The organism is Roseibium alexandrii DFL-11, from assembly GCF_000158095.2.
Classification (GTDB): Bacteria; Pseudomonadota; Alphaproteobacteria; order Rhizobiales; family Stappiaceae; genus Roseibium; species Roseibium alexandrii.
On sequence record NZ_CM011002.1, the window covers coordinates 3316157 to 3340090 of the forward strand.

Below are 23934 nucleotides of genomic sequence, written 5' to 3' on the forward strand. Positions count from 1 at the left end.
AATGTCAATTGACTGGCTGGTGCAACGCTGCTTTTTCCCAAGTCATGAAGAAATTGCACGGCATCCATGACGGGAGACGGTTTATTCTGCGCTCGCTGCGCAGTAGGGTCGCGTCAACAAAACCTGCCCAATGCGGCGACAAGAATGAGGTTCATGAATGTTCGATCTGAAAGGCCAAGTTGCCCTGGTGACCGGTGCAAGCCGCGGAATCGGTGAAGCCGGCGCCCGCAACCTTGCCAAATATGGCGCGAAGGTTGTTCTCGCGGCGCGCTCCAGTGGCAGCATCACAAAGATCGCTGAAGAAATCTGCTCAGATGGCGGTGAGGCTGTCGCGGTAACTTGCGACGTTGCAGTTTACGCAGACGTTGAAAAAGCGGTCCAAACCGCGATCGACACGTTCGGCGGAATCGACATCCTGGTGAACAACGCTGGCATAATCGAGCCGATCAGTCGCATCGAAAGCTCCGATCCAGAGGCGTGGGGCCAAGTAATCGACATCAATGTCAAAGGTGTCTACCACGGCATTCGCGCGGTCGCCCCGCATATGCTCGCAAAAGGATCCGGCACGATCGTCAACATCAGCTCCGGCGCCGCGGTTAGCGCGTTGGAAGGCTGGAGCCAGTACTGCTCGTCCAAGGCCGCTGCACTCTCCTTGACCCGATGCAGCGACAAAGAATTTGGAGAAAAGGGCGTCCGGGTTGTCGGCCTTAGCCCTGGAACCGTTGCCACAAAAATGCAAGTCGACATCAAGGCATCGGGGATAAATCCTGTCAGTCAGCTCGATCCGTCCGTTCACATTCCCGCAGAATGGGTTGGTGAAACGATTTGCTGGCTCTGCACCCCGGCAGGCGACACGTATCGCGGTATTGACTGTTCCTTGCGCGATGAAGATGTGCGCAAGGCTGTTGGCTTGATTTAAGTCTTTGGAATCAAAAGAGGGCCGCTGAGCGGCCCTCCCATGAGATCGTTTGACCTTTGTTCCGGATTATATCCCGGCGAAACTGTTCGATACCAGAGGCTGCTCTCGCACCGCTTCATCTCGCCCAGATACAAGGGCCAAATTCCGATACTCACTAGACATGGGCACACCTCCTTTCTCACGTTGAAGACACCCTGTAGTTTTCTTGAGAATCAGCGGCGACACAAGCTCAAAAACTGATCACACCTGCCTTCTAAACACGCAAATTCACAGACCGTTACTGAGGTGCAACAGCCGCGTCAGCAATGCTTTGGAAGACGCCATCGAGCTCCGCCGCCAAACCGGACAGTTTTTCGCCGCCCTCATCCATGTACGGCGCGAAGACTAAACTCGGCGTTTTCCAGGACAAGGTCGCTGTCTTGTCCGCATTCTCGGTCACATAAAACCGGATTGGGGCCTCAATTCCAGCCGCGATGGACGCCTCCAACATTCGAACCGCATAATCATTCCGATACACGCCGAGAACACGATTGCCCGGGATTGTCAGCCCCCTGCCCTTTGCACCGGCGGAGGCGCTTGCCTGTGTCACAAGCAGCATTCCGGCCTCTTTCACTGCTGCTTTAAGGCCGTCAACCAGCTCTTGGTAGGACTGGGATGTTGGTCGAACCTGCCACCCCTCACGAGGTGCAATGCTGTCAGCTTGAACGGGACCGAGCCCCAGGAAAACCGTTAGCAAGATAGGAAACATAAAACGCAAGGGCTCATCCTCCACTGGAAAACATCGAGTGGAGCGCACAATAGCCAGTGCTCTTTCACACACGTCTCACAATCAGGTGTGCCGCTTGCGGTCTGACCCTCAACCCATCCCAAGTTTCAGGCGCAGCCGGACCCCCACCATCGACCCCAAAAAGCCAAACAACAGCCAGAGCCAACCGTGCAATGAGCCAGATACCAGCCCCCCAAGATAGGCTCCAATGTTACAGCCATAGGCGAGCCTTGCCCCATATCCCATCAACAAACCACCGGCGATCGCCGTCAAGACGTCGCGGCGGGTAAGCTTCCAGAGCGGCGCATATTTTCCAGCCAGTGCGGCCGCGGCCATCGCCCCGAAAATGATCCCGAAATTCATGACCGATGTCGTGTCTCTCAAGACACTGTTTTCGAGCGCACCTTTCTGCCAGGTCCAATATGGCCAGGTTTCCACTGGGATCCCGACGAAATGAAATGCTTTCGCGCCCCAAAGGGCAAACGCTGACGTGATGCCCCAAGGGCGGCCAACCACGATAAATGTTGCAATGCCGACAACCGCCAACATGACCGCACCGAACATCGGAGACCATGGGCCTTGCAGAACGGATTCTGTTTTACGTGCAGGCGCGATATCGCCGTGGGAGCGCCGCTCCAGCCAGACGGTCAGAAGTGCAATGAACCCGAGCACCAAAGCGGTCAGCAAGAATGCCCCTTGTGGACCAAACTCGCGGATCAGCGAAACCGGCTGCAATTTTGGCAATTGCCCCCACAAATGAAGATGCGCCGTCGCAAACACGGACCCGAGAATGAAAGCGGCCAATGTGATCATCATCCGCGTGGACCCACCGCCAGCGGTAAAGAGTGTCCCTGAGCCGCATCCGCCTCCGAGCTGCATACCTGCGCCAAACATGAAGGCTCCAATGGCAGCGGCGATGCCGAACGGAAAGACGAAACCGCCCGCCGGCCATCCAAGAGTATCGCCCCATGCGATCAGCGGATAGGAAACAGCGCTTGTAAGCAGGATGAGGACGAACTGCGCCCGCAAACCGCCGCCCCGTTTTTCCGTCACAATGCGCCGCCAGGCGGCGGTAAACCCGAAGCTCGCATGATACAGCGAAATGCCGGCAAGCCCGCCAATCAGGACAGCCATGCCCTGACGGGGCCCCGCAGCTGCATACGCACCTACCGAGATCAGCCCGATGATACCAAACGCGACGACTGCAATCGCAGTTTGAGGACTTTTCAGTGACACGGCCATGGTCGCTATCTCTTCAAAAATCAGGGTACTCGGTCAAAACCAAGCACACACTCACTATCTTCCAAAAACGCTCAAGGAAAGCCCCACCATGGCAACACGCCGCCAACACCATTTTGTGTTTTGCAGTTCAGGACGCAGCTGCGGATCTTGGGCGCAATAGCGGTAACCTTCGTTGAGGCTCAGTGCTGCCACGTTTTCTTGCAAACGTCAGCGCGTTCAACGGAACAGCAACAAAGGCTCAGCATGCGTCTTAGCGATCAATTTGGATACGATCTCACCTTGACCAGCCCTGCAGCCGCAGAAGCGTGGGACAAGACGGTGCTGGCGTTTCTGGCCCACGGCAAGACAACCCCAGCCCATTTGGAAACCTGTTTGACCGAAGAGCCCAATTTTGCCCTTGGTCATGCGACACGCGGACTGTTTTGCCTTCTGCTGGGCCGCAAGGAATTGGTTGAGACTGCGCGGGAGTGCCTGTCGATCGCCCGATCGTCTGCTGCAAACAGTTCCGTGACCGAGCGCGAAACCGCGATGGTCGAAGCGCTGGCCGCCTGGCTCAACGGATTCCCGAGCCGGTCTGCAGATCTCCTGGACGCGGCCCTTTTGAAGACACCGCGCGATGCGCTGCTCCTGAAACTCGTGCATGCAATCCGGTTTGTGCTCGGCGATGCCACCGGAATGAGGTCCTCAATCGACGGCGTTTTTGATGCCTATGACCCGCAAAATCCGGCATATGGCTACGTTCTTGGATGCCGCGCCTTTTCTCTAGAAGAAACGGGCGAATACCGGTTCGCTGAAGCTGCCGGCCGACTCGGTCTCGAACACGCCCGCGACGATGCATGGGGACTTCACGCTGTCGCGCATGTTCATGACATGACAGGCCGTACGGAAGAAGGCGCCGGCTGGCTCGAAAACCATCCGGACGGGTGGGCGCATTGCAACAACTTCGGCTATCACGTTTGGTGGCATCTGGCGCTCATGTATCTCGATCAGGGGCAAGCCGAGAAGGCCTTGATGCTGTATGACCGCGACATTCGCAAAGACAAGACCGACGACTATCGCGACATTTCGAACGCCGCATCGCTGCTGGCGCGCCTTGAGCTGGAGGGGATCGACATTGGCAGCCGCTGGGATGAGCTTGCGCTGATTTCGGACAAACGCGCAGAAGATGGCTGCAACGTTTTCGCGGACTTGCATTACTTGATGGCTCTATTGAACGGAGGACGCCGCATGGGGGCCGACCGGCTCATCGCCGGACTGAAGCAGCGCGCTGACCAGGAAACCGATATCGGGCACGTGTCATCTGAAGCTGGTCTGCCCGCCGGGCTCGGCTTGGAACAATATAGAAAAGGCAATTACGCATCGGCGTTTACACTGCTCACATCGGCCAGAAGCAACATGCCCCGGATTGGCGGGTCGCACGCCCAACGCGATGTTTTCGAGCGGATTACCATTGATGCCGCCTTGCGTGCCGGATTGCCTGTAGAAGCAGAGACCCTTATCAAGGACCGATCCCGCAAACGCGGTGCGCTTGATCGGTTCGCGGAACAACGCCTTGAAACTTGCCAGAAAATGCGGCGTGCAGAAAAGGTGATGCAGGCCGACAGCCTGCGTGCAACGAACAGTTACTGACGGTTCGCCAATGATCCGGCGGGCGATTTCATTTACACTTGCCATGTGACAAACGTGACTTCCCAGCCTCATACCAAACGCCCCCGTGACCCGCGGCTCGACTTTTTCCGCGGGATCGGGATGTTCATCATCTATATCGCCCACGTTCCCTGGAACTGGTGGACGCTCTGGATTCCGGCGCGATTCGGCTTTTCCGATGCGACTGAAATGTTCGTATTCTGCTCCGGGATGGCATCGGCTCTCGCGTTCGGCAAGATCTTCGATCTCCACGGCTTGGGGATTGGTGCAGCCCGAATTCTACACAGGATGTGGCAAGTCTACTGGGCGCATATCGGTCAGCTGCTGGTGATTGCGGTTGGCTTGGTGATGGTGCACGAAAGCGGCTACTTGCAGAGCTGCTGCGGCCTCACTCAGGACTATATTGTCTCCTTGAACCTGTGGCATCTGTTTAACAACACAGCCGTCGCATTGCCCGGCATCATGACACTGACATGGGTGCCGAACTACTTCGATATCCTGCCCATGTATATCGTGATCCTGGCGCTTATTCCGGTGATCATGTTGGCATCGCGGATCTCGGTGAAGGCCGCTTTTGCAGTTTCGATCAGTCTTTGGCTGGCATCGCAGTTCGACCTTTTGAGCCTGCCCGCGGAGCCTTGGTCTGATCGCGAATGGTTCTTCAACCCATTCGCCTGGCAACTCTTGTTCTTTACTGGCTTTGCGTTCATGCGCGGCTGGATCCCGGCGCCTCCCGTGAATGCAAAGCTGCTGATCCTCTGTACAGTGATTGTCTTGGCAACGGTGCCGTTCGCTTACTTCCGCGTTTATGGCGAAGCGCACCTTAACTGGGTGTGGGCGCGAGAAGTCCGTGATTTCATCAGGCCGCTTTGGGTCAAGACTGAATTCGGGTTTCTCCGGTACATGCACTTTCTGGCACTTGCTTATCTCGCCTGGGCTGCGGCCGGTGAACACGGAAAATACCTCCTTGGCCATGGCAAGGTGTGGGGAGGTTTTGTGCGGGTTGTCCAAAAGGTTGGCCAGCAATCGCTTGCGGTCTTCATGGCAAGCCTCGTCGTGGCGCAAGCAGCTGCGATCCTGCGCGATATGGTCTGGGGCCGGGGCGAATGGATCCCGCAGATCCTCTCCAATCTCCTCGGATTTGCGGCCCTCATCGCCGTTGCCTATGTGGTGTCCTGGTACAAGAGCGAGCCCTGGCGCAAGCCTCCAGGAAAGGCGACACTTCAGCCGGAGTTTACGCGTCAGCCAAGTAAGCCATCCGCAGCCGGTGACGGATCTCATACAGCGAAGGACGCTGAGAAGCTGCTCAACTAACAAGAAAAACCCGGAAGCAAGCTCCCGGGTTTTTCTTGATCAGGACGTGACGTCCAGCAGGCCTCAGTTCAACGAGACCATTTCGAGTTCCTGCTCGAAGGCATTGGCAAGTGCCGCAGCGCGGCTGTCAGCCAAGAGGATCGGCGTTCCATCTGCATTGAGGAGCGCATAGAGCGTCAAGTCATCCTCTAGTGGCGGAACGTCCGGGAACATTTCTTTCAAGTCACCGGCTTTTACCGCCTTGATGTAAGCCACATCGCCCGTACCGAGTTCGCTCAGTTCGTCGACCGTCATGACTTCGGCGATGTCGTTGTCGTCAGCCCAGAAGGGTGAATTCGTGTTGTGCATCAGTGTTTCTCCATTTTGGTTTTGCAGCGAGGGTCATTCACCGCTGGAGATTTCTATTTTTCTTATGACACGTTCCGGTTCCGGCCGTGCCAAGTCGATGGACAGTAATCCATCTTTCAAGTCCGCACCGAGAATTTCGATCCCCTCGGCGAGAACAAACGCCCGCTGAAACTGACGGGCAGCGATACCGCGATGGAGATATTGGCGGGTCTTGTCGTCAATTTGCCGGCCACGAATCACGAGCTGGCTTTCTTCCACCGAGACATCAAGCTGATCACGGGTAAACCCGGCCACAGCCAAGGTAATTCTAATCACATCGCCCTGAATGTCGGTTTTCGGCAACCGTTCAATGTTGTAGGGCGGATAGCCATCATTCGCGGCCTTGGATACACGATCAAGCACACGCTCGATATCATCAAACCCGAGCATGAACGGGCTGGAAAACGCTGACATGCGCGACATCCTCAAAGTCCTTGTCGAAGCGACCTTGCATCCGAACCCTTTTCGTAAGGCACCCGGACAGGAGCGTCTTGCTCCCTTCATGATTAAATATGGAGACATGTTAAAATTGATTCAAGGATGCTGCCGAATTCGGAAATCTTTGCTTTGTTTTCCAATGACCATACACAAGTTGACGGGAACGTGAACAAGCTATGGAGTCGCGGAGGTAGGTGTCGGTCAGCGCAATAACTCCTGCTCCACCATATAGGGAGCACCTCCCTCTTTACCAAGGCGGGCTCTGGCCTTCGCCGCCCGCCATCATACCAACAACACGAACCCTTGTTCTGATTTCCCTTTTTCGCCTTTCTTCCATGCGCTATCACTTCCTCCGCATTTGTTTTTCCTCTTAGTGACTGTCAGTTCTCATGAACCGGAATGAATTTGACGCTTATTGCAAAGCACTTCCTGCAACCGCGAACGTCGTCCAGTGGGGCAATGCGTCCGTCTGGAAGGTTGGTGGCAAGATATTTGCCATTTGTTCCGGCTGGGGCGAAGGCACACACGAGAAATTCAGCTTCAAGTGTTCGGACATTTCCTACTCGCTATTGATCCAACAGGACGGCGTCATTCCCGCCCCGTATCTTGCACGGGCCAAATGGGTTCAGCGGGAAGACGACAGCAGTATTTCAGACGATGATCTGAGAGCGTACATCTCGGCAGCCCACGAAATCGTTGCGCGCAAGCTCTCCAAAAAACTCCAGAAAGATCTCGGCCTTGCAGATTGATGCCACCGCAAAGTGGCGGTCACTAGGCCTTCTCATGGTCGCCGAAATTGCAGCGATGAGCCTTTGGTTCATGTCCGCAGCCATACTGCCGGATTTGACCCGCGAGTACCCGATTTCCGAATTCCGGCAAGCCGCTTTATCCAGCGCGGTGCAGATCGGCTTTGTTGTTGGGGCGCTTGTGTCGGCACTCCTGGGACTTGCCGACCGCATTGATCCCCGCCGTTTTTTTGCGTTCTGCGCCATCACCGCCGCTCTATTTAACGCCAGCCTTCTTGTCTCCGAACCAGGTGGAGTTGTTTCCATCTTGGCCCGATTTGCAACAGGAGCCTTGCTCGCAGGCGTCTATCCCGTGGGTATGAAAATCGCTGTTGGCTGGGGTCAGAAAGACCGCGGATTTCTGGTGGGAACCCTCGTCGGCGCCCTCACCTTCGGATCCGCAGCACCGCACCTCCTGGCGCTCCTTGGGGGAACGGACTGGCGCTGGAGCCTGACTGTTGCCTCGATCGCTTCGGCACTCGGCGGGCTATTGTGCCTTGCGACCACGCTTGGGCCGTTTCATGGCACAGCCCCGAGGATGGACATCAAGGCTGTGTTTTCTGCCTGGACGAACCGCAAGATCCGATATGCCTACATCGGTTATCTCGGCCACATGTGGGAGCTCTATGCAATGTGGGCCTGGATAGGGATCGCGCTGACCGTTTCTTTTTCTGCTCATATGGCAGCCGAGGATGCGGTTTCGCTTGCGCGACTGATCGCTTTTCTTGCGATCGCAGCGGGCGGTGTTGCGTGCATTGCCGCCGGTGTCCTCGCGGACAAGGTCGGAAAGGCCAACATCGCAATCCTTGCGATGGCGGTCAGCGGAACGGCTGCCCTTTTGAGCGCCATCACGTTTGGCGGCCCGGTCTGGCTGACAATCCTCTGCGTGTTGATCTGGGGCGCAGCCATTTTGCCCGATTCCGCTCAGTTCTCGGCCCTTGTCGCGGATTTTGCACCTGCCGAACAGGCCGGAAGCCTGATGACCTTTCAGACCGCGCTTGGCTTTGCGTTGACCTTCCTGACTGTCCAGGTCACGCCCATGCTTGCGAACGGGATTGGTTGGCCCGCAGTTTTTGGGATCATGTCAATCGGGCCGGCGATTGGCATCACCGGTATGCTGAGACTGAAACGGCTCGCACCGGACAGTTAACGCCGTTTCCTCACAACACGGCTTGTGGCGCGTCTCTCACTTCGTAGGCAACATACGGAGTGTAACGCATGGGCACGACAGGTGGACGGGGCATCGACGTTTCCCATTACCAAGGGACTGTCAATTGGGCAGGTGTTGCTGCGGACGGAACTGAGTTTGCCATGATCAAGGCCAGTGAAGGAGAGAGTTCACGGGATCCGATGTTCTTGTCGAATTGGGCCGGGTGCAAAAACAACAGCGTGAAGTGCGGAGCTTACCATTACTTTCTTCCAACCGACTGTTTCTTGAAACAGGCTGACCTTTTGATCCAACAGCTGAGATCCGCGGGCTATGATCCGTCCGCCGATTTGCCGCCGGCGATAGACTGTGAGGATATGGAAGGCGTCTCTGCTTCCACATATGTCTATGCCTTGAAAGAGCTTCTCCAAAGCCTGAAGACGCAACTCAAGTGTACCCCGATGATCTATGTCTCCCCGGCATTTTGGCAGGGTTTGGGCAGTCCCGACTTCTCCGATTATCCGTTATGGGTCGCGAATTACACAACGGCGAGTGCGCCCGATATTCCCTGGCCCTGGAAAACCTATGCCATCTGGCAGTACTCGGACGACGGCACGGTGGGCGGCATTGCAGGTGATGTCGATCTCGATCTCAGCAATCCGGCGGCTGGTGTTTCACCGGAACCAAAACTGAACTGGTTCTAGTGGCCTGATTGGAACCATCAGCTATCGGCCATTTGAAGATCGAACTCTCGATACCCAAAATCCTGGCCGTTGATGCGCAAGCTCACGGCCTGTGTGCCACCGTAGTAGGTCCGTGTCGTGATCGGCCGGATCGGATGAAAACGGGAAAGCCTATGAACGGTGCCGGGTTCCAATGTGGCTTTCGTCCATTTGAACACTTTTGGCGCCAGTTTGCCGTTGGCCTTTCGAAAGTGCAGCACGTAATCGATGATCAGATCCTGAGACCTCGTCGCTGTCGATTTCAACGCTACCGAAAAGGACAACGAGCTACCGAAGCGGACCTGCTCCCTTTCAATGCTCAAATCTGCGAGGTGAATCTCCGGTGCATTAAGACCAAATGCACGCAGGGCCGGTTCATAACCATTTTTGATCAACGAACGGCAGGCATGCCGCACCAGCTTTTCCCGCTGCGGCGTTGCATTTCTGAGCCAGTTAGCAGCGATGTCGCTCACCAAGGCCGGATGGTCTTTTGCAATATCATTCAAATGGTTCGCAACAGAACGGCGAACATACTCTTCCCGGTCATCTTTCAAGGCTTCTAGCAGCGGCACCGTCGAAGAAGGATCCTCAATCAAGCGATGGAGGCGCATACCCCAAGGCAGCCGCGGACGTGTGCCTTCCGAGACCAGACGCCGGACATGCACGTTGGGATCCTGTGTCCACGGTTTCATGATGGAAAGCGCTTTTTCCTGGTCTTTTGCCAAAAAGGGCCGAACATCAAATTCGGCCGTCGCCCGCATGGTCATCTCCTTCATGAGATCGAACGAGGCTGCAAAGTCATTCAGACCGGAGTCAGAAACGATCATACCCAGCGGCATCATCCCCCAACCGCAGATCCCGTGCTCGTCACTATCCCGATCAATTGCGTTTTCCGGATCGGAATGAAGTAGGGAGCGCAAAATCGAAAAACGGCTCTCGAGCTTTTCTGGCAAGTGTTTCGTGGTTACATCCGCAATGAGCCGTGCTCTCTGCTTCAGTTCCAGCTGATGGAGTTCGCCCAGGATTTCTTTCTCAAATGCCGTTTTTTGAAATCCGTCGACCCGTCGCTCAAGGTGCCCCGCCAGACACTGAACAAACTCCGGTGAGATTTTGTTTTTGAAGGGTTCCATGTCGCGCTCCTAACCTTGCCAGAAGCCTACATCGCATGATGCCTTTGGCTGTTCCAGCCGACATCCCAGCGCTCCTGACAAGTACCGTCAGGAGGGCATTTTTCTTGGGCATTTGCCGCTTAGTCAAAATGCTTTGCGGTTCTGAGCCCGTGTTTGGTGTTATCCTTACCATTATCCATTTACACAATAACAATTCCGGTCCGGCTCGCCTATGTTCGATAACAATGCGGTTCGTTGCATGATTTGTAACAGCTGCCAAACACAAACGATCGAGATGGCGCCAAACTTTGAAAGATGCTTGCCCTTTTTGAAATTTCGCCAATCTCAATCCTGAAGGCCGCATTCTTGGTTTTGTCAGTTTTGATCACCTCTGTTTTGGTGACCGGAATAGCGCAAGCCGACCCCATTACGATCTACACGACCGAACTGGACGGCCATCACCAACAGGATTTGCGTGGCCGGTATGATCAGATAGTTTTGTCCGCGGCCCGGCAGCAAGACCTGAAAGTCGACTTTCGCTTCATGCCGCCGGCCCGCGCGATCCTTCAATTCTCCAAATGTGAAGACTGTTGTGTCAGTCCTTGCAATGAAGACCCCGAAATCAGCCATTGCCCCGGCGCAACACTTTCGGATGTATGGGACAAAGTGGAGCTTCACGCCTTTTCACTCAGACCTGACGCTCCAGACCTCGCGATCGACAACCTCAAGACTCTTAATGTCGGGGCTATTCAGGGAATGCCGCTTGGGAGCAAGGTGGAGACCAACCTGACTGATATCCGGCGGGTCGATACGCCGCGCGCAGCGGTCAACATGCTGACACTTGGCAGACTTGATGTGTTTTTGGGATGGATACCTGAAACACTTGTGTACTTTAGGGTCAACGACATACCGGTGCCGGACTACGACGCAAAGAACCCTATGAAGAGCGTCCCGATCGGTATTGCCTGTAAGGGATCGCAATCCCTTCGGCTCATTGACGCCGTCAACACCTACCTACGCCAGGCGCCGCAGACCTCCGGGACAGCACAAGGCACCTCATCAAATCCAGACGGATAGAGACCTGACGTTTCTTTGTTGCGCTATATTGCCGGCGCGCCGACAGCAGACATATGCCAAACAAAAAAAACCACCCCGATTGCTCGGGGTGGCTTACTCGAGGCAAGCCGACCCTCGTATTGCCGCCTGCCTCAAAAGTGGTTCGATTTAGTCGATCCGTCTGCCGGTCTCAGCGTCAAAGAAATGAACATCCTCCGGAGTCGCCGCGAGATACATTGTCTCGCCGGGTTCATGACGCGCATGGCTGGAGACGCGGATCACGATTTCCGGTCCACCATCTTCGAAGCTCGCATAGACATAGCTTTCGGCGCCAACCGGCTCCAACACGTTCACCTTGACTTCAAGTCCGATGCCGTCGCCGGAATGCGGACCTTCCACAACGGCGAGATGCTCCGGACGGATACCGATCTTGTAGGCGTCCTTGCCCTTGGTGTTCGTCCCTGAAAGACCGGAACCCGTTTTCAAGGCCAAACCCGATCCGTTTGCCGCAACGTCCAAGAGGTTCATCGCAGGTGAACCAATGAAGCTCGCCACAAATGTTGATGCAGGCTTGTCATAAACGTCGATCGGAGCTCCGATCTGTTCAATGTTGCCGCCGTTCAAAACCACCAGCCGATCCGCCAAAGTCATGGCTTCGAGCTGGTCGTGGGTCACATAGACGCTGGTGGTGCCGAGCGACCGCTGCAGACGCTTGATTTCAACGCGCATTTGGACACGCAACTTGGCGTCCAGATTGGATAGCGGTTCGTCGAACAAGAAGGCGGCCGGTTCGCGCACAATCGCCCGGCCCATGGCCACACGCTGACGCTGACCGCCGGACAGGGCCCGCGGCTTGCGATCCAGATAGTCGCCGATCTCGAGAATCCGCGCGGCTTCTTTTACACGGCGGTCGATTTCAGCCTTGTCCATGCCCCGGTTTTTCAGGCCATAGGCAAGGTTGTTGTAGACCGACATATGCGGATAGAGCGCATAGTTCTGGAACACCATGGCAATGTCACGGTCGGCCGGATCAACATTGTTAACCAGCCGGTCGCCAATCTTGATCTCACCGGTGGTGATGTCCTCAAGGCCGGCAACCATGCGCAACAAGGTGGACTTGCCGCAACCGGACGGACCGACCAGCACAATGAACTCGCCATCGGCGATGTCGATGGAAACGCCCTTAACCGCTTCCACATTGCCCGCATAGACCTTGCGGACAGTGTCGAGAGTAATCGTTGACATTCAAAACCTCACTTATCGCTCTCGACGAGCCCTTTGACGAACCAGCTCTGGAAGACCACCACGATGAGAACTGGCGGCACGATGGCCAAAATGGCGAGCGCCATCGCCTCATTCAGCGCCGGGATCTGTGCGCCAACCCAGACCTGCATGATCTGTTTGATGCCGCGAACCAGCGTGAACAGGGATTCCTCAGTGGTGATCAAGGTCGGCCAGAGATACTGGTTCCAGCCATATACGAACATGATGATGAAGATGGCTGCGATCATTGTTTGCGATAGCGGCACAAGGATATCCTTGAAGAACTTCCAGGGACCTGCGCCATCGATCCGGGCCGCCTCCAAAAGCTCATCAGGGACGGACATGAAGAACTGCCGGAAGAAGAAGGTGCCGGTCGCAGATGCGATCAACGGAACGATCAGGCCAGTGTACGTATTCACCAGACCCAGTGATTGAACGATCTCGTAAGACGGCAGGATACGCACTTCCAGAGGAAGCAGGAGCGTTGCAAAAATGATCCAGAAGCAGAAGGTTGCCATTGGAAACCGGAAGTAAACGATCGCATAGGCTGCGATCATCGAAATGATGATCTTGCCAATGGCGAAGCCGAACCCAAGGATCATCGAGTTCATAAGCATGACAAACCCGTCGACTTCCTTGGTAAACCCGCCGGCACGGAACAGAACCGTCTCGTAGTTCTCCAAGAACTTGTCACCCGGAAGGAACTGGATGCCTTCCTTATAGATCGTTATCGCATCATGCGTGCTGGTCATGAACGCCAAGGCAACAGGCGTAACCATGAAAAAGACACCCAAGAGCAGGATCACGTGATCCAGAATTTGAACTTTTCTCATCTCTCGCCCCTTAGGTGTAGTGAACGCGGCGTTCGATCAGCCTGAACTGAACAACTGTAAGTATGAAAACCAGCACCATCAGAATGACCGACTGGGCGGAAGATCCGCCAAGATCATTGCCCCGGAAGCCATCAAGGAAGACCTTGTAAACGAGCGTTACAGGGTTGTTGCCCGGCTCCTGTTTCACAATGATGTCGACGATGCCGAACGTGTCGAAGAACGCGTAGGTGATGTTGATGATCAACAAAAAGAAACCGGTCGGCGCGAGCAGCGGGAATGTAACGGTCCAGAACCGGCGGAAGCTGGACCGGCAGTCAATGCTGGCAGCTTCTTGAACGGCCTTGGAGATCCCCTGAAGGCCGGACAGGAAGAAGATGAAGTTGACCGGAACCTGTTTCCAGACCGCTGTAACGGTCATGGCGAAGCTCGTGTCGAAGTAGTCGACCCCGATCTGCATTTCCCAGCCGAAGAGCGCGAAAAGCTCGACGATCGGTCCGACGTGCTGGTCGAACAGCATCACGCCGATCAGACCGGCAACCGGAGGCGCGACCGCGTACACCCACATCAAAAGGGTCTTGTACGAAGAACCTCCACGCAAGACCTTGTCTGCCTTCACAGCCAAGAGCAAAGCAATGCCGAGGGAGAGGAAAGTCACGAAGAAGGTAAAGACAGCCGTGAAGCGCGCCACACGGCCATAATCCGTTGAGGTTACGGTATCGACGAAATTGTCGAAGCCGACAAATGTTGCGCCGAAGCCGAAGGGGTCTTCCAAATAGAAAGAAGACTGCACGGCCTCTGCTGCCGGCCAGAGGAAGAAGACTGTAACGATCACCAGCTGCGGCATAAGCAGCATGTAGGGAACCCATCCAGTCTGAAATTGAACTTTTTTCATCAAGTCACCGCAACGGAGAAAGCGGGTCTCCAGAAATCTGTCGACCCGCCATCAGCCCTAAAGAACAGGGACGCGTGTTCTGCGCCCCCGCATAGTTTCGTCAGCCTTAGTTGCTGGTGGTCTTGGCGAAACGCTCAAGAAGTTTGTTGCCGTCAGCTTCAATGTTCTTGAAAGCGTCTTCAACAGTGGTTTCACCAGCGAGGATTCTACCGTATTCGCGGTTCATGATGTCGCGGATCTGGACGTAAAAGCCCATGCGGTAACCTTTGGTCCACTCACCGCCTGGCAGGGTCAGCTGCTTGATGCCAACTTCAGCGGCCGGGTTGCGGTCATAGTGACCGTCTTTCTTGGCGAGCTCGTATGCAGCATTGGTGATCGGCACATAACCGGTCTCTTTGTGCCACATGTACTGGACTTCCGGGGAAGTCAGGTATTCGAAGAAGGAAGCAACACACTTGTTTTCTTCTTCCGGCTTGCCGGACATTGCGAACAGAGCGCCACCGCCGATGAACGTGCCGGTGCCTGCACCTTCAACTGCATCCCAGTAAGGCAGGTATGTCGCGGAGAACGGGAACTCAACGGTCTTCTGGATACCACCGAAGGAGCCCGAAGAGCCGAGCCACATGGCTACCTTGCCTTCGTTGAACGGCGTCTGGTTGTCGCCCCAGCCTGTGCCGTAGTAACCGAACAGACCATCGTCGAGCCAGCCTTTGACAGCTGTGAAGTGGTTCTTGATCGGCTCACCAAACACAAGAGTTGTGCCTTCAGCGCCATCAAAACCGTTGTTGTTCGTTGCAAACTGCAGGTTATGACGGGATTTGAAGTTCTCGGTGAAGATCCACGGAAGGTGAGACTGAGCGAGCGGTGTATAACCAGCTTCTTTCAGCTTCGGAGCGATTTCCTGGAACTCTTCCCAAGTCTTCGGAGCTTCAACACCGGCTTTTTCAAGCGCTTCTTCGTTCACGTACAGGATAGGCGTGGACGAGTTGAACGGCATGCCGATCATCTTGCCTTCGCTGTCTGCGTAGAAGTTGCGGACGCCTTCGATATAGTCTTCGCTGTTGAACTCAACACCAGCGTTTTCCAGGATGTCCTGAGCCGGAACGACAGCACCCTTGGCGCCGATAATCGTTGCTGCGCCCGCGTCGAACACCTGCAGGATGTTCGGCTGCTCGCCAGCGCGGAACGCGGCGATGCCGGAGGTCAGGGTCTCTTCATAGGTGCCCTTGAAGACCGGCGTGATCTGACATGCATCCTGAGAAGCATTGTAGTTTTCGCCGATTTGGTTGACCACTTCACCGAGATGGCCGCCATGGGCAAACCACCAGGAGATTTCGGTCGCCGCGTAGGACGCGGAAGAGGTACCCAGAAGGGCCGCTGCAGCTACGAGGCTGGCGACTGTCTTACGGTAAGCCATATTGTTTGCTCCCATCTAGCAGGGCTGGCTGCCCTGATCAGCAGTTGGTTTGTCATGGCGCTGACGGCTTCTTCAACACCAAAAGGATAACGCCTGCGTTTCGTATTGTTTTCATATGAACGTTATATGACGCTCATATGAACATTAAACGACGGCTTGAGACCTGCTGCAAGAGGGAAGTGCTCAGAAACGGCAATTCTTGCGACGCCTAAGCTTTCGGTTGTATTGCGCCAAAACCACGCCTTATGGCGCAATAATGCAAACCTACGCATGACCGCCGAAGTCTCGACGTCTTCAGCTCTCAGGTTTCGCTTGCGAATATAAGGGGTTATACGTAGCCTGTAAAAGATCAGTGACGTGACGTTGAAATGAGCTGGGTCTCAACAGGCCGTTGTTGAGCAGCACTGCTAGCGTTAGTGAATCTGGTGATTCAATTGCCGGCAAACTGCTAAATCTACTGACATCACAAAGAGTTTGATTTCAGTCGCCACCAGACGCTTAGGTGAACTGAAGAGCAATCGCGGCAACCACGATGTATCGAACCGTTTTCGCAATTGCCACAAGCAAAAAGAACCGCCACAGAGGCTCTCTAAACACACCAGCGACGAGCGTCACTGGGTCTCCGACGAGCGGCGCCCAGCTGATCAGCAGGCTCCAGTAGCCATACCTCTCATACCAGTGCTGCGCTTTGACATACCACTTCGACGCCTTGCCGGAATGTTCTGCGGGGCCGGCAAACCGGATCAACCCCAGACCGATCGCCCAGTTCACCACCGATCCAAGGGTGTTGCCGACACTTGCAACAGCTATCAGAGCCACCAGGTCTTCCGGGTAGGTCGTCACCAGATAGACGAGCCCCAGCTCCGATTGAGCCGGAAAAAACGTAGCGGCAAGAAAGGAAGATAGGAACAGCGCAATCATCGTGCGCCGCGGTATAAGCTACTTCGCTTCAGAAGCAACCGTACAAATAGATCGAGGAGTGTAAAAAGGAAGAAGAGATGGTGGAGCCTAGGGGAATCGAACCCCTGACCTCTTCGCTGCCAGCGAAGCGCTCTCCCAGCTGAGCTAAGGCCCCATTTCTTTCCGGAAACGTTGGGATCGCCCCGGCTGATGGAGGCGGAACATAGTCGCACCTCCCGGCAAGATCAAGCAGAAATTTGAATGATTTCAGCCCGCCCTTGTGGAAAAGGCCGGGAGCACAAAAACCACTTCCCGGCCAGTCGCTTAACGATCAGGATCGTCGTCTACTTCGACCCGGATGCCCGGAACGGCTTCATCGTCTTCATCGTCTTCATCGATAAAGACGTCGTCATCGGCGCTGTCGTCGTCTTCGAGTTCAACATCATCGCCCTCGATATCCGGCACATCATCATCGCCGCCTTCCGCTTCCGCGTCCGCTTCTTCCAGCGTTACGATTTCCGGAGCCGCTGCGTCGTCTTCCTCTTCATCGTCTTCGGGCTTTTCTTCAACCTTGGCGGCTTTCGCCGCGCGAGAAGTCATGACAGTCTCGAAGATCGTTCCGCATTTCGGGCAGGTAATCGGATCGCGGTTGAGGTCATAATATTTGGCGCCGCAGCCCGGGCACAGCCGCTTTGTGCCAAGTTCAGGTTTTGCCACTGTGCTCACCCTTCGTAGCTTGAATGGTCGATTTGGAAATTTGAGTTCGCCGCCCTTAGCGCTAACTCAGGGCCGATGTCAAAGCCAAATCGCCGTTTTTTCTTTTCGGTTCCACTTTTCTGCACGATGCGTGGCAAATTTCAAGCAGGCTCATCGCATCCATACACATAAAGGATTGTTATCTGGCGCGAATGGATGACGCCGCCGCCCTTGCGTGATAGGACGTGGCACCTTTTGACAACCCAACAAGCTTGCGGACAAATATAATGTCACACACTTCCGCACCTGTTCCGCTCACTTCAGCGGCAGGCAGCCCGCTGAAAGGCACCATTCGCGTGCCTGGCGACAAATCCATCTCCCACAGGTCCTTGATGTTTGGCGCCCTTGCCGTTGGCCGCACCACCGTGCAGGGGCTTTTGGAATCTGAAGACGTCCTTGCGACCGCCGACGCCATGCGCGCCGTCGGTGCCAAGATCGAAAAGCAGGACGACGGATCCTACACGGTCGACGGGATCGGCCTCGGCAGCCTATTGGAGCCCCAAGGCGTCATTGATTTCGGCAATGCCGGGACCGGCGTGCGCCTGACCATGGGCATTTTCGGCAGCCACAATATTGCGGCAACCTTTGTTGGTGACGCGTCTCTTTCCAAGCGTCCGATGGGCCGTGTTCTCAACCCACTGCGTGAGATGGGCACCAACGTGATTGCCCGCGATGGCGATCGCCTCCCGGCCTCGATCCGCGGCGCAGAACAAGCTCTGCCAATTACATACCGCGTTCCAATGCCCTCAGCTCAGGTGAAATCCGCCGTTCTTCTGGCCGGCCTCAATGCTCCGGGTGTCACAACGGTCATCGAACCGATTGCAACGCGTGACCACACGGAAAAAATGCTGAAGGGCTTCGGCGCAGACATTTCCGTGTCCTTGAATGAAGCCGGAGAGCGGGTGATCAAGCTCACCGGGCAGCCGGAACTGAAGCCACAGGACATCGACGTTCCGGCTGATCCGTCATCTGCGGCATTCCCGATTGTTGCCGCTTTGATCGTACCGGGGTCTGATGTCACGATCGAGAACGTCATGCTGAACGAGCACCGCACCGGCATCATCACAACGCTGATCGAAATGGGCGGTGACATCGAACTCCTCAACAAGCGCAGTGCAGGCGGCGAAGAGGTCGCCGACATCCGCGTCAAGCACAGCAAGCTGAAGGGGATTATGGTTCCTGCCAAACGCGCACCGTCCATGATCGATGAGTACCCGGTTTTGGCAATAGCTGCCGCCTTTGCTGAAGGCGACACCTTCATGCCTGGCCTTGAAGAGCTGCGCGTGAAGGAATCCGACCGGCTTGCAGCTGTTGCCCGTGGCTTGGAGGCCAACGGCATCCCTTGCATTGAGACCGAAGACACTTTGACCGTTACTGGCAGTGCTTCTGATATCGGCGGCGGCACGGTTGTCACCCATCTGGACCACCGGATTGCAATGTCATTTCTGATCCTCGGCATTGCCGCGCACAAGCCGGTGACGGTGGATGACGGTGCGGTGATTGCGACCAGCTTCCCGACCTTCACGTCGTTGTTTGAAAAACTCGGCGCAAAGATCTCTGCAAACTCGAGCGAGGCTGCATGATCATTGCCATCGACGGCCCGGCCGCATCAGGAAAAGGCACGCTTGCAAGGCGGCTCGCCGAACATTTCGAGCTCCGCCACCTCGACACGGGCCTGACTTACCGGGCCGTGGCGGCTGCACTCTTGGCAAAGGGCTTGCCGCTTGGTGATGAGAGTGTCGCGATTGAAATCGCGCAGCATCTCGAGCTTGCGCAGATGGACAAGTCGGTTCTGTCCGCCCATGAAATCGGTGAGGCAGCATCCCGGATCGCAGTACTGGGCGGCTTGCGGGAAGAGCTGGTCAACCTGCAGCGCAAGTTTGCCGAAACTCCTCCAGGTGCCGTTCTGGACGGCCGGGATATCGGTACGGTCGTCTGCCCAAATGCCACGGTAAAGCTGTTTGTCACGGCCAGCCCGGAAGCAAGGGCGCGGCGCCGGACAGACGAGATGATCTCCAAGGGCAATGAGGCAAATTACGCCTCTGTTCTGGAAGATCTGAAGCGCCGCGACGAACGGGACAGCCAAAGAACCGTGGCTCCGTTGAAACAAGCGGACGATGCGGTCTTGCTTGATACGACGGAAATGGATATAGAAGCAGCGTTCCAGGCGGCTGTGGACATCGTTTCCAAGGCTGCATAGGCATCGAATGATGCGGGGCTCACTCCAGAGTGCGCCCCCTTTTTGTGCATCTTGGCCGGAACCCGCCCTCAGGGCCTTTGTTCAGAAATGGACACAATTTTTCGGCAGGACACGTGTGTGGCCTGTGACGAGACCGGATTTTCTGTTTCTCGCCCCGCCGGCCCGCTTGATTAAAGCGGAAGAACCTGACGAAACGTCGGTTCCGGGAGACAGAAGCTTCGGAGTGCAACACCAACCCGCCGGCGGCGCGCCAAAAGGCGCTAGGAGTATCTATGTCTGATTTTAATCCCTCCATGGAAGACTTTGCGGCTCTTCTCGAAGAGTCCTTCGTCCAGAACGACCTGTACGAAGGTGCTGTTGTCAAAGGCACCGTCGTCGCTATCGAGAAAGACCTCGCCGTTATCGACGTTGGTCTGAAAGTTGAAGGCCGCGTGCCGCTGAAGGAATTCGGCGCCAAAGGCCGTGATGGCGAAATGAACGTCGGCGACGAAGTCGAAGTTTACCTGGAGCGTGTCGAAAACGCCCTCGGCGAAGCTGTTCTGTCGCGCGAAAAAGCGCGCCGCGAAGAAAGCTGGGTTCGCCTGGAAGTGGCTTTCGAAGCCAACGAAAAAGTCAACGGCCAGATCTTCAACCAGGTCAAAGGCGGCTTCACCGTCGATCTGGATGGCGCTGTTGCCTTCCTGCCGCGTTCGCAAGTGGACATCCGTCCAGTTCGCGACGTCACTCCGCTGATGCACACGCCGCAGCCTTTCCAGATCCTGAAAATGGACAAGCGCCGCGGCAACATTGTTGTGTCCCGCCGTGTTGTTCTGGAAGAAACCCGTGCCGAACAGCGTTCGGAACTGGTTCAGAGCCTGGAAGAAGGTCACACTGTCGAGGGTGTCGTCAAGAACATCACCGACTACGGTGCGTTCGTCGATCTCGGCGGCATCGATGGCCTGCTGCACGTCACCGACATCGCGTGGCGCCGCATCAACCATCCGTCCGAGGTTCTCACGATCGGTCAGACCGTCAAGGTTCAGATCATCCGCGTCAACCAGGAAACACACCGCATCAGCCTTGGCATGAAGCAGCTTGAGGCTGATCCGTGGGATGGCATTGAAGCCAAGTACCCGATCGAAGCCAAGTTCAGCGGCCGCGTGACCAACATCACCGACTACGGTGCATTCGTCGAACTGGAGCCGGGCATCGAAGGCCTGATCCACGTTTCCGAAATGTCCTGGACCAAGAAGAACGTCCATCCGGGCAAGATCGTTTCCACTTCTCAGGAAGTCGAAGTGATGATCCTGGAAGTCGACCCGGTCAAGCGCCGCATCTCCCTGGGCCTCAAGCAGACCCTGCAGAACCCGTGGGATGCCTTCGCTGAGCAGTTCCCGATCAACACCGAAGTTGAAGGTGAAGTGAAGAACAAGACCGAATTCGGTCTCTTCATCGGCCTTGACGGCGACGTTGACGGCATGGTTCACCTCAGCGATCTGGACTGGAACCGTCCGGGCGAACAGGTCATCGAGGAGTACAAGAAGGGCGACATGGTCAAGGCCATCGTTCTTGACGTTGACGTTGAGAAAGAGCGCATCTCTCTCGGCATCAAGCAGCTCTCCGGCGACCCGATGGAAGCCGGTGCCGCTGGCGAAATCCGCAAGAACGCGATTGTGACTTGTGAAGTCATCGAGATCAAAGACGGTGGCCTGGACGTGAAGATCGCAGACAGCGACCTGACTGCATTCGTTCGCCGCGCTGACCTTTCCCGTGACCGGGACGAGCAGCGTCCGGAGAAGTTCTCCGTCGGTGACAAGTTCGATGCGCGCATCACGCAGTTCGACAAAAAGACCCGCCGCGTTTCCGCCTCCATCAAGGCGCTGGAAATCGCAGAAGAGAAGGAAGCTGTCGCACAGTACGGTTCTTCCGACTCCGGCGCGTCCCTCGGCGACATCCTGGGTGCTGCTTTGAAGCAGCAGGATGACGACTAAGTTACCTGCTTCTTTTCAGAAGCCAGAAACGCGAAAGCCCGGCAGCGATGCCGGGCTTTTTGTTTGGGTTATTAAGAGTATGGCGGGCAGACTGATGCCCACCACATCTTATTGCGCGATTGTTAGGCGGCCGTCTTTCTTGGCGCCAGTTTCGGGGCCGACGGTACCAGTCTTGCGGATGTGAGAGATCACTTCGTTCCGGTAAACCAAACCGGTGTGCTCAAACGGAAGCTTGCGAACATCGTAGCTGGCAATGTTCCCTGGAACATCAGCGCCGATCGGTTTGCCGTTCCAGGTTTCGCCGAACGCGCCTAGCGCGATGTAGGTGTTGAAAGCCACACGGAAGGTCTTGTCGAGCTGCTCATCAAGCGGTTTGCCCTGAACCATTATATCAACTGCCCGCGCTTCTGCCGCCGTGGACCCGAGTACGATCTTGTAACGCAGATCCTTGGAGAAATGCAGGAAGCCACGCGACACAAAGCCCTTCATGTCAACGCTTTCCGCTTCTTCGGGACGCAGCAGACGCTTTGCGTTGTTATCGAGCATTTCCTTCAGCTGCGCGCCGGTCATTTCCGCAACATGGACCGCATCCGCATACGGCATCACGTCGTACCAGCCGCGGAAGGTCAGATCGCCCTTGGCGATGCCGGCGGACAATCCAGTTGCATTGAAAATCGCCAGATCGACGGGGCCGCCTGGGAAGGCCTTGGATGCTTCAACCAGCGCATCGTTCATGTAGTTCGCAAGTGCGACTTCACCAACATACCGGTCTGCAAAGGTCTCTTCCGAGGTCAGGCCCTTATCGTCAGAAACCTGTCCAATGACTTCCGCCAGTTTGGTATCGAGCGCCTTGATCATCGGCGCAATATGCGCTTCCTCGAATGCTTGGTCGTAGTCTTCCGGCTGTTCGAGTGAGGCGAATTTTGGATCGTCCGCCGCGACGCGCTGGTCGCGTTTCTTGGTCGGATGAAGACCAACGGAAGTGAACCAGCCTTTGCGCCCCTGATCCGCTGCGATCGACATGGCGACATCGCCCAGGAATTTGCCGTGGGCGTTGGCCTGGGTGATCAGGACGCCGTTAACGACATTGTCGGTGTTGATGCCACTCTCGTTCAGCGTTGTGTGCGAATGACCGCCAATCAAGACCACCGGCTTGTCGGTCAGCGGGCCAACGGCATCCGCGATTGCAAAGTCACCTTCGCCGATTGTGCGGGATGTTGCAGCTTTACCGCTCTTATGCTGATCGCCGCCGTAACCGCAGTGCGACAACACAACAATCACATCACAAATTTCAGACAGTGCCGGGGTCAGGTTGCGTGCGGCCTCCACCGGGCTGGCAACGGCAAGATCCGGATCGTCCGGCTGGCCAACACGGGTATCGACTGCTGTTGTCAAACCAATGAAACCCACCCGAAGGCCTTTCACTTCGGCAATGGCCGCAGCCACGTAGTCTTCGTCACGCGCAACGTGTTTGGAGCCATGAATATTGGCTGACAGAACCGGGAAGTCTGCATCGGTATCAATTCCCAACTTCAGAAGTTCCGCGCCCCGATCAAATTCGTGATTGCCTAGTACGGCGATGTCGACACCAGCGGCGGAATTCGCCCGGTAACCCGCATCGGCAACAAACTCCTCTGGTGCCCAACCCATCAGTTCATCAAAGATCGAACCGGTGTGGTCGTCGCCGGCAGATACAAAAAGAACGATCTCGTCTTCCTTCGCGCCTCCGCGGATGTCTTTGACCATCTTCACGATTTGTGAGAACCGGTGCGTGTCACCCCGTTTGCCATGCATTTCTGTCAAGTGGTTGTGCATGTCGTTGAAATGCAGAACCCGGAGCACACGTCGCTCACCATCTTCAAGCGTTGGCATCGGGACAGGATTGCCCTCTTCGGTCACGATCGTCCGGATCGGCCCAGCAAGCGGATCGCCTTTCAAAAGAAACAAGCGCTCGAACACCCCGTTCGGGTTTGGCTCCGTTGGAACCATGGCAAGCTCACCAGGTCCAGCCTTGGCATGGGCACGGAAGGAAACAATGGATGGGATAAGCGTCGTGCCAGCAACGACGGCCCCTGTTTTCAAAAATGAACGGCGCGACAGCCCAGATGAAACCGGGTTCGACATAATAACCTCCTTGGCCGGATCGGCAGAATGGATTGGAAAGGACGCGT

21 protein-coding genes, 1 tRNA gene and 1 pseudogene are annotated in these 23934 nt (G+C 55.9%); 10 read left to right on the plus strand and 13 right to left on the minus strand.

Translation table 11 applies throughout. The annotated features are described in order from the left end of the window. The first annotated feature begins 157 nt into the window (after window positions 1-157). The gene (locus SADFL11_RS15275) at window positions 158-919 is read left to right on the plus strand and encodes an SDR family oxidoreductase (protein ID WP_008189443.1); all 762 of its coding nucleotides are present in this window, start codon (window positions 158-160) and stop codon (window positions 917-919) included. A gap of 277 nt (window positions 920-1196) precedes the next feature. On the opposite strand, the gene SADFL11_RS15280 is transcribed toward SADFL11_RS15275, so the two are convergent. Both SADFL11_RS15280 and SADFL11_RS15285 read right to left on the minus strand, forming a co-directional pair. After that, complete coding sequence (locus tag SADFL11_RS15280) at window positions 1197-1667, minus strand: DUF302 domain-containing protein (RefSeq protein WP_040451369.1); 471 nt, start codon at window positions 1665-1667, stop codon at window positions 1197-1199. 108 nt (window positions 1668-1775) lie between these two features. Continuing rightward, on the minus strand, window positions 1776-2927 hold the full coding sequence (locus SADFL11_RS15285) for a YeeE/YedE family protein (protein WP_008189700.1): 1152 nt from the start codon (window positions 2925-2927) through the stop codon (window positions 1776-1778). Window positions 2928-3170: 243 nt separating this feature from the next. Here SADFL11_RS15285 and SADFL11_RS15290 point away from each other — a divergent pair, with 243 nt between their 5' ends. Further along, window positions 3171-4556, plus strand: coding sequence for a tetratricopeptide repeat protein (locus SADFL11_RS15290; protein WP_040451367.1), 1386 nt, complete (start codon window positions 3171-3173; stop codon window positions 4554-4556). Between the two features lie 120 nt (window positions 4557-4676). Then, window positions 4677-5888, plus strand: a complete 1212-nt coding sequence (locus SADFL11_RS15295; RefSeq protein WP_008193973.1) for an OpgC family protein — start codon at window positions 4677-4679, stop codon at window positions 5886-5888. Window positions 5889-5951: 63 nt separating this feature from the next. Here the strand turns inward: SADFL11_RS15295 and SADFL11_RS15300 are convergent, their stop codons facing one another. Both SADFL11_RS15300 and SADFL11_RS15305 read right to left on the minus strand, forming a co-directional pair. Next, window positions 5952-6236, minus strand: coding sequence for a BQ00720 family protein (locus SADFL11_RS15300; protein ID WP_008193044.1), 285 nt, complete (start codon window positions 6234-6236; stop codon window positions 5952-5954). A 33-nt stretch (window positions 6237-6269) separates the two neighbouring features. Further along, on the minus strand, window positions 6270-6698 hold the full coding sequence (locus SADFL11_RS15305) for an Hsp20 family protein (RefSeq protein WP_040451365.1): 429 nt from the start codon (window positions 6696-6698) through the stop codon (window positions 6270-6272). Window positions 6699-7102: 404 nt separating this feature from the next. On the opposite strand from SADFL11_RS15305, the gene SADFL11_RS15310 reads away from it, so the two are divergent. The 3 genes from SADFL11_RS15310 (at window position 7103) to SADFL11_RS15320 (ending at window position 9349) form a co-directional block, all read left to right on the plus strand. Continuing rightward, the gene (locus SADFL11_RS15310) at window positions 7103-7462 is read left to right on the plus strand and encodes an MmcQ/YjbR family DNA-binding protein (RefSeq protein ID WP_008191515.1); all 360 of its coding nucleotides are present in this window, start codon (window positions 7103-7105) and stop codon (window positions 7460-7462) included. After that, the gene (locus tag SADFL11_RS15315) at window positions 7452-8648 is read left to right on the plus strand and encodes an MFS transporter (RefSeq protein WP_040451362.1); all 1197 of its coding nucleotides are present in this window, start codon (window positions 7452-7454) and stop codon (window positions 8646-8648) included. Before SADFL11_RS15310 ends, SADFL11_RS15315 begins: the two co-directional genes overlap by 11 nt. Window positions 8649-8716: 68 nt before the next feature. Beyond that, a complete protein-coding gene (locus SADFL11_RS15320; protein ID WP_008192951.1) occupies window positions 8717-9349 on the plus strand; it encodes a glycoside hydrolase family 25 protein in 633 nt (210 codons plus the stop codon). Window positions 9350-9366: 17 nt separating this feature from the next. Here SADFL11_RS15320 and SADFL11_RS15325 read toward each other — a convergent pair whose 3' ends face one another. Further along, on the minus strand, window positions 9367-10497 hold the full coding sequence (locus SADFL11_RS15325) for a DNA alkylation repair protein (protein WP_008195465.1): 1131 nt from the start codon (window positions 10495-10497) through the stop codon (window positions 9367-9369). A gap of 345 nt (window positions 10498-10842) precedes the next feature. On the opposite strand from SADFL11_RS15325, the gene SADFL11_RS15330 reads away from it, so the two are divergent. Beyond that, the gene (locus SADFL11_RS15330; RefSeq protein ID WP_134853051.1) at window positions 10843-11553 is read left to right on the plus strand and encodes a type 2 periplasmic-binding domain-containing protein; all 711 of its coding nucleotides are present in this window, start codon (window positions 10843-10845) and stop codon (window positions 11551-11553) included. 147 nt (window positions 11554-11700) lie between these two features. Here the strand turns inward: SADFL11_RS15330 and SADFL11_RS15335 are convergent, their stop codons facing one another. The 7 genes from SADFL11_RS15335 to SADFL11_RS15365 all read right to left on the minus strand — a co-directional run bounded on the left by SADFL11_RS15335 (window position 11701) and on the right by SADFL11_RS15365 (window position 17554). After that, complete coding sequence (locus SADFL11_RS15335; protein WP_008190058.1) at window positions 11701-12777, minus strand: sn-glycerol-3-phosphate import ATP-binding protein UgpC; 1077 nt, start codon at window positions 12775-12777, stop codon at window positions 11701-11703. An 8-nt stretch (window positions 12778-12785) separates the two neighbouring features. Further along, window positions 12786-13628: a sn-glycerol-3-phosphate ABC transporter permease UgpE gene (gene ugpE, locus SADFL11_RS15340; RefSeq protein WP_008188752.1), complete on the minus strand. Its 843-nt coding sequence runs from the start codon at window positions 13626-13628 to the stop codon at window positions 12786-12788. Between the two features lie 10 nt (window positions 13629-13638). Continuing rightward, the gene (locus SADFL11_RS15345; RefSeq protein ID WP_008196833.1) at window positions 13639-14520 is read right to left on the minus strand and encodes an ABC transporter permease subunit; all 882 of its coding nucleotides are present in this window, start codon (window positions 14518-14520) and stop codon (window positions 13639-13641) included. 106 nt (window positions 14521-14626) lie between these two features. After that, window positions 14627-15937 carry an extracellular solute-binding protein gene (locus SADFL11_RS15350; protein ID WP_040452765.1) on the minus strand — a complete coding sequence of 437 codons (1311 nt, stop codon included), beginning with the start codon at window positions 15935-15937 and terminating at the stop codon, window positions 14627-14629. A 498-nt stretch (window positions 15938-16435) separates the two neighbouring features. Then, a complete protein-coding gene (locus SADFL11_RS15355; RefSeq protein WP_008195248.1) occupies window positions 16436-16858 on the minus strand; it encodes a YqaA family protein in 423 nt (140 codons plus the stop codon). A 78-nt stretch (window positions 16859-16936) separates the two neighbouring features. Then, window positions 16937-17012, minus strand: a tRNA-Ala gene (locus SADFL11_RS15360). Between the two features lie 149 nt (window positions 17013-17161). After that, the gene (locus tag SADFL11_RS15365; RefSeq protein WP_040452763.1) at window positions 17162-17554 is read right to left on the minus strand and encodes a TIGR02300 family protein; all 393 of its coding nucleotides are present in this window, start codon (window positions 17552-17554) and stop codon (window positions 17162-17164) included. 266 nt (window positions 17555-17820) lie between these two features. On the opposite strand from SADFL11_RS15365, the gene aroA reads away from it, so the two are divergent. The 3 genes and pseudogenes from aroA to rpsA form a co-directional block, all read left to right on the plus strand. Beyond that, window positions 17821-19176 carry a 3-phosphoshikimate 1-carboxyvinyltransferase gene (gene aroA / locus SADFL11_RS15370; RefSeq protein WP_134853052.1) on the plus strand — a complete coding sequence of 452 codons (1356 nt, stop codon included), beginning with the start codon at window positions 17821-17823 and terminating at the stop codon, window positions 19174-19176. Beyond that, window positions 19173-19793, plus strand: coding sequence for a (d)CMP kinase (gene cmk / locus SADFL11_RS15375; protein ID WP_008188863.1), 621 nt, complete (start codon window positions 19173-19175; stop codon window positions 19791-19793). The genes aroA and cmk overlap by 4 nt, the downstream gene beginning before the upstream one ends. Before the next feature lie 257 nt (window positions 19794-20050). Beyond that, window positions 20051-21763 (plus strand): annotated as a pseudogene (gene rpsA, locus SADFL11_RS15380) (30S ribosomal protein S1); the annotation flags it as partial. A gap of 108 nt (window positions 21764-21871) precedes the next feature. On the opposite strand, the gene SADFL11_RS15385 reads toward rpsA, so the two are convergent. After that, a complete protein-coding gene (locus tag SADFL11_RS15385) occupies window positions 21872-23887 on the minus strand; it encodes a bifunctional metallophosphatase/5'-nucleotidase (RefSeq protein WP_050776180.1) in 2016 nt (671 codons plus the stop codon). Between the last annotated feature and the right edge of the window lie 47 nt (window positions 23888-23934).

Bases quoted from the DNA above. Each gene is read 5' to 3' on its own strand.
- SADFL11_RS15325 (WP_008195465.1), bottom strand. From the start codon at position 10,497: ATGGAACCCTTCAAAAACAAAATCTCACCGGAGTTTGTTCAGTGTCTG.
- aroA (WP_134853052.1), top strand. From the start codon at position 17,821: ATGTCACACACTTCCGCACCTGTTCCGCTCACTTCAGCGGCAGGCAGC.
- SADFL11_RS15345 (WP_008196833.1), bottom strand. From the start codon at position 14,520: ATGAAAAAAGTTCAATTTCAGACTGGATGGGTTCCCTACATGCTGCTT.
- SADFL11_RS15275 (WP_008189443.1), top strand. From the start codon at position 158: ATGTTCGATCTGAAAGGCCAAGTTGCCCTGGTGACCGGTGCAAGCCGC.
- SADFL11_RS15295 (WP_008193973.1), top strand. From the start codon at position 4,677: ATGTTCATCATCTATATCGCCCACGTTCCCTGGAACTGGTGGACGCTC.
- SADFL11_RS15290 (WP_040451367.1), top strand. From the start codon at position 3,171: ATGCGTCTTAGCGATCAATTTGGATACGATCTCACCTTGACCAGCCCT.
- SADFL11_RS15300 (WP_008193044.1), bottom strand. From the start codon at position 6,236: ATGCACAACACGAATTCACCCTTCTGGGCTGACGACAACGACATCGCC.
- SADFL11_RS15310 (WP_008191515.1), top strand. From the start codon at position 7,103: ATGAACCGGAATGAATTTGACGCTTATTGCAAAGCACTTCCTGCAACC.
- SADFL11_RS15355 (WP_008195248.1), bottom strand. From the start codon at position 16,858: ATGATTGCGCTGTTCCTATCTTCCTTTCTTGCCGCTACGTTTTTTCCG.
- SADFL11_RS15285 (WP_008189700.1), bottom strand. From the start codon at position 2,927: ATGGCCGTGTCACTGAAAAGTCCTCAAACTGCGATTGCAGTCGTCGCG.
- SADFL11_RS15305 (WP_040451365.1), bottom strand. From the start codon at position 6,698: ATGTCGCGCATGTCAGCGTTTTCCAGCCCGTTCATGCTCGGGTTTGAT.
- SADFL11_RS15280 (WP_040451369.1), bottom strand. From the start codon at position 1,667: ATGTTTCCTATCTTGCTAACGGTTTTCCTGGGGCTCGGTCCCGTTCAA.
- cmk (WP_008188863.1), top strand. From the start codon at position 19,173: ATGATCATTGCCATCGACGGCCCGGCCGCATCAGGAAAAGGCACGCTT.
- SADFL11_RS15320 (WP_008192951.1), top strand. From the start codon at position 8,717: ATGGGCACGACAGGTGGACGGGGCATCGACGTTTCCCATTACCAAGGG.
- SADFL11_RS15350 (WP_040452765.1), bottom strand. From the start codon at position 15,937: ATGGCTTACCGTAAGACAGTCGCCAGCCTCGTAGCTGCAGCGGCCCTT.
- ugpE (WP_008188752.1), bottom strand. From the start codon at position 13,628: ATGAGAAAAGTTCAAATTCTGGATCACGTGATCCTGCTCTTGGGTGTC.
- SADFL11_RS15335 (WP_008190058.1), bottom strand. From the start codon at position 12,777: ATGTCAACGATTACTCTCGACACTGTCCGCAAGGTCTATGCGGGCAAT.
- SADFL11_RS15385 (WP_050776180.1), bottom strand. From the start codon at position 23,887: ATGTCGAACCCGGTTTCATCTGGGCTGTCGCGCCGTTCATTTTTGAAA.